Genomic DNA, 3,963 nt, shown 5'->3' on the forward strand with positions numbered 1-3,963 from the left:
CGGTCCGTCAGGGGGCCCGCCGCACGTCGACGACCAGGCCGCTGGCCGGGCGGGTCGGAATGCGGTGCAGCGGGATGTGGAGGTCCTGCTCGGGCACGTCGTGGTCGAGCCGGGCCAGCCGCACGGCCAGCGCCCGCAGCAGGGCCACGGTGCTCAGCTCGCCCGGGCAACGGTGCCCGGTGCGCGGATCACCACCGCCCTGCGGCACCAGCTCGAACGGGCCGATCTCCCGACCGACGAACCGGTCCGGGTCGAAGCGGTACGGCTCCGGCCAGAGCCGGGGGTCGTGGTTCTGCCCGTACAGGTCGAGCAGCACCATGGTGCCGGCGGGGATCCGTACGCCGCCCCACTCCACCTGGGTCACCGCCCGACCGCCCACGAACGGGGCGAACGGATAGAACCGGCGGACCTCGTGGGCGAAGGCCTCGGTGAACGCCGGATCGGCGGCGCGCAGCCGCTCGCGCTGCTCCGGCCAGCGGTGCAGGGCGTGGCCGGTGAACGCCACGAACCACGTCACCGCGACCGTAGGACGGATGATGTTGAGCAGCTCCACGGCGGCCGTACGCGGGTCGAGCGGCCGGCCGTGGGCGTCCCGGTGCCGGGCCACCGCCGCGACCGCCGACTCCTCCGGCACGGCGACCGCACCCCGGCGTACGCCGTCCACCAGGTCGGCGAGCCACGCCTCCCGCCGCCCCCGGGCCCGGCGGGCCCGCCAGTGCCGGGGGCCGGCGGTGGCGAAGCCGTCCACCATGGCGACCAGGTCGGCGGCGACCTCGGGTACCTCGTCGCGGTCCAGCGGGACGCCGGTCCAGTCGCAGACCGCCCGGGTCAGCACCCGCGCGGTCTCGTCGAAGAGCACCACCGGCCCCCGGGCCGCCCACGATCGGGCGGCCTCGTCCCACGCCGCCCCGGCCCGGTCGACCAGGTCGTCGACCCCGCCGCCGGTCAGCAGCCCCACGAACATCGCCTTGCGGACCCGGTGCGCCTCGCCGTCGAGGGTGTGCACGGCGCCCTTGCCGAACAGGGTGCCGCGCGCCGCTTCGGGGATCGCACCGTGCCGGCGGATGTGTCGCTCGTCGTAGAAGAACCGGGCCGCGTCCGGCCCGTGCAACGCCACCGCCCGCTGGCCCATCAGCCGGGTGCGCAGGGCGTCGGCGCCGCAGCGGCGCAGCCGGTTGGGTAACCAGGCGTAGCCCTCCAGGGCCAGCGGCAGGGTGTTGTCGAGGCGGGTCGCGAGGTCGGCCGGCATAGGTTCAGTCCTGCCCGTCTGGACGGGCGGCAAACAACCCGTCCGTGTGGTGTGGCGGCGCGGCGCCGGTCAGGACGAGCGCCGGCCCCTGGTCCGCAGCGCGTCCTCGCTTCGCGGGCCGATGTCGGCGTCGTCGGGAAAGGACCGCCGCGACGGCGCGGGGTCCGGTGGCGCGCCCGGCCCGGCCTCGGGGATACGCGACGGTTCGACCGAGCCGATGCTGTGCCGGCCGGCGGGGTGCGCCGGGTCCGACCGGACGTCCGCGGCCCGGCGATCCCCGCGCCGGCCCTCCGGTACTGCGGTCTCCTCGCTGCCCTCGTCCATCGGGTCGTGCTCGCCGGTCCCCCAGGGCGGGTCGGCGTCGAACCCGTCCCTGGTGACCCACGGCTCGACCGTCTCCGGTGACGACCGGTCTCCGCTGCGTCCGTCTCCTGGCACCATGCTCACCTCGCTGATCGGTCCGCCGGTACCCGCCCCGCTTGCCCGTCGGGGAGCGGCTCATGCCTCTCGCGGGGGCGTCGCGTCCCACCCGGCGGCACGATCGGTCGTGGGTGGGCACGGCGAGCGGCGCCCCGTCGCGAGGGCTCGGCGGGGCGCCGCGCGGTCGTCGCCGCGGTCAGCGGCCGGACCAGGACATCCGCTTCCTGTTCCTGGCGGCGCTCATCGCCGCGATCCGGCCGATGCCCTTCGGTGAGCCCGCCATCCCGACCCGGCCGAGCATGCCCCGGAACACCTCGCCGGGCTTCTGCTGCTCGCCCATGTACGCGGTGACCACGATCAGCGCGCCGGTCAGGGCCGGAATCGCCCACTGGAGCGCCTTCATCTGCCGTTGGCAGGACGCCACGTTCGACGGCGTCTGCCCGTTCGGCTCCGTCGTCCCCTCGACCGGGGCGTTGCCCGCCTTCTCGAGCTTCATCCCGAGCAGCCGGCTGTAGCCGGTCACCGCCAGGGCGCTGACCGTCAGCGCGGTCTTCACCGTGCTGGCCCGGCCCACGCCCGCCTGGGCGACCACCCGTGGGCTCTCCGTCACCAGTTCGCCCACCGCGCCCGCGAGGTGGGCGCCGATCGCCGCGGCGTTCACCGGGGTCCACCGGGCCCACCCCGCCGAGGCCATCGGCAACCGCTGGGTCGAGTCGTTCATCCGTGCCGCCGCGCCGTTGACGCCGAACGCTCCCATCAGGGAGCCTCCGAACCAGGCCGCCAGGCCCAGGTCGTGCATGGAGCGCAGTGCGGTATGCCGTTCGGTCATGTGATCCCCTTCCACCGTGTTCGGGCGCAGCGGCATACCCATCGCCCGGTCGGCTAATCCCGCACCTCACCTGCTGATACGACGCGGGGACGTGGATTCGGGCGGAGACCGGCACCGGCGGGGTCGGCCGGGACAGCCGGTGGCGCCCGAGAGGAGTCGGCGGGGGCCTGGCGGGTAGATCGCCGGACGGAGGATCCGAGCGAGAGGGGAACCCGATGTCGCAGCCCGAGGAGAGCCGGGAGAAGACCGCCTCGACCGACGCCGTGCTGATGCACCCGGACAACGACCCGCGCAAGAGGACCGCCGAGGTGCCGCCCCGGGCCGAGCACGGCGAGATCCGGGTGGAGAGCGACCGCGGGATGGTGCCGATCGACACGGACGAGTGAGCGTGCGGTCGGGCGGCGGTCGCGCGCCGCCCGACCGACGCGGGGCGGTGCGGGCCGAGCGTTCAGCGACGCGCTCCTGGCCGAGCTGGCCGCGGAACCGACGGACGACATCGCCCTGCTGGTGTGCCGGCTCGACGACTGAGCGCGGGTCAGCGGGTCACCGGGCCGGCGGGTCAGCGGGCCGGCAGGTCGGCGGCGAAGCGGGCCACCCGCGCCGCCAGCGGCGCGGACGCGCGTACCCAGGTGAAGTGGTCCAGCCGGGCGCCGGCCTGCGCCGCGGTGTAGCGCTCGCGCGTGACGGGTGCCGCGGCGAGCTTGCCGCACAGGTGGTCGAGCGTCTGGTGGGGCGTGTACTGGTCGTCGTCCACGCTAACCGCGAGCACGGGGGTGCGTACCGCGCGCACGGCGGCCTCCGCGTCCACCCCGTCCAGCCGGGGGAAGCGGCCGGTCCGCGCGGTGTACGCCCAGTCCCGGATCACCCCGCGGGCCTGCCGTCCGCCGAAGCCCCAGCCCGGCCAGACGCCGAGCAGCGCGGCCGCGGCCGCGATCCCCTGGGTGTACGGCAGGACGGCGTAGCCGCGCAGGCCCGGGTAGCCGCGCCACCAGGGCACGCCGACGGCGACCAGCGCCAGGCCGTCGACCTCGTGGTCACCGTGCAGGGCGAGGTGCAGCAGCGCCGCCTGCCCGCCGAGGGAGTGCCCGAGCAGCAGGGTCCGGCGCCCGTCCCGCCGGGGCTTGAGCGCCGCCAGCACCGCGCCGACGTCGGCAGCCAGCTCCGGGTAGCCGTACCGGCAGGCGCGGCTCGGACGCGGGGTGCTCTCGCCGGTGCCGCGCAGGTCGGCCACGGCGACGGCCAGGCCTGCGGTGCGCAGGGCGGCGGCGAACGGCCGGTAGTAGCGGGCCCGCACCCCCATCGCCGGGGTGACGAGCACCAGCGGGGCGTCCGTCACGCCGTCCGGTTCCGGGTACACCTGGAGGCCGAGCCGCGCCCCGTCGACCTCGACGAACTCCTGCCGGTATTCCCCCGTCGCGTCCACCGACCCAGGCTACGGCCCGGGGCTACCGGCAGGTAACCGCTG

General features: G+C 75.9%; 5 protein-coding genes. 1 reads left to right on the forward strand and 4 read right to left on the reverse strand.

The genetic code is table 11. From position 1 onward, the window contains the following. Window positions 1–7: 7 nt before the first annotated feature. The 3 genes from NCC78_RS28855 to NCC78_RS28865 all read right to left on the reverse strand — a co-directional run bounded on the left by NCC78_RS28855 (window position 8) and on the right by NCC78_RS28865 (window position 2,498). Window positions 8–1,249: a cytochrome P450 gene (locus NCC78_RS28855; RefSeq protein ID WP_250798470.1), complete on the reverse strand. Its 1,242-nt coding sequence runs from the start codon at window positions 1,247–1,249 to the stop codon at window positions 8–10. A gap of 69 nt (window positions 1,250–1,318) precedes the next feature. Then, window positions 1,319–1,690, reverse strand: a complete 372-nt coding sequence (locus NCC78_RS28860) for a hypothetical protein (RefSeq protein ID WP_250798472.1) — start codon at window positions 1,688–1,690, stop codon at window positions 1,319–1,321. A gap of 175 nt (window positions 1,691–1,865) precedes the next feature. Next, window positions 1,866–2,498 (reverse strand): hypothetical protein, encoded by a 633-nt coding sequence (locus tag NCC78_RS28865; protein ID WP_250798473.1) that lies wholly within the window; start codon window positions 2,496–2,498, stop codon window positions 1,866–1,868. A gap of 215 nt (window positions 2,499–2,713) precedes the next feature. Between NCC78_RS28865 and NCC78_RS28870 the strand changes: the two genes are divergently transcribed. Continuing rightward, a complete protein-coding gene (locus tag NCC78_RS28870) occupies window positions 2,714–2,884 on the forward strand; it encodes a hypothetical protein (protein ID WP_250798474.1) in 171 nt (56 codons plus the stop codon). 173 nt (window positions 2,885–3,057) lie between these two features. On the opposite strand, the gene NCC78_RS28875 is transcribed toward NCC78_RS28870, so the two are convergent. Next, on the reverse strand, window positions 3,058–3,921 hold the full coding sequence (locus tag NCC78_RS28875; protein ID WP_250798476.1) for an alpha/beta hydrolase family protein: 864 nt from the start codon (window positions 3,919–3,921) through the stop codon (window positions 3,058–3,060). Between the last annotated feature and the right edge of the window lie 42 nt (window positions 3,922–3,963).

Origin of the sequence: Micromonospora phytophila (assembly GCF_023656545.1) — a bacterium.
GTDB classification, from domain to species: Bacteria; Actinomycetota; Actinomycetes; order Mycobacteriales; family Micromonosporaceae; genus Micromonospora; species Micromonospora phytophila.

Excerpts from the sequence above, each read along its gene's own strand:
- NCC78_RS28855 (WP_250798470.1), bottom strand. The coding sequence starts at position 1,249 with ATGCCGGCCGACCTCGCGACCCGCCTCGACAACACCCTGCCGCTGGCC.
- NCC78_RS28860 (WP_250798472.1), bottom strand. The coding sequence starts at position 1,690 with ATGGTGCCAGGAGACGGACGCAGCGGAGACCGGTCGTCACCGGAGACG.
- NCC78_RS28865 (WP_250798473.1), bottom strand. The coding sequence starts at position 2,498 with ATGACCGAACGGCATACCGCACTGCGCTCCATGCACGACCTGGGCCTG.
- NCC78_RS28870 (WP_250798474.1), top strand. The coding sequence starts at position 2,714 with ATGTCGCAGCCCGAGGAGAGCCGGGAGAAGACCGCCTCGACCGACGCC.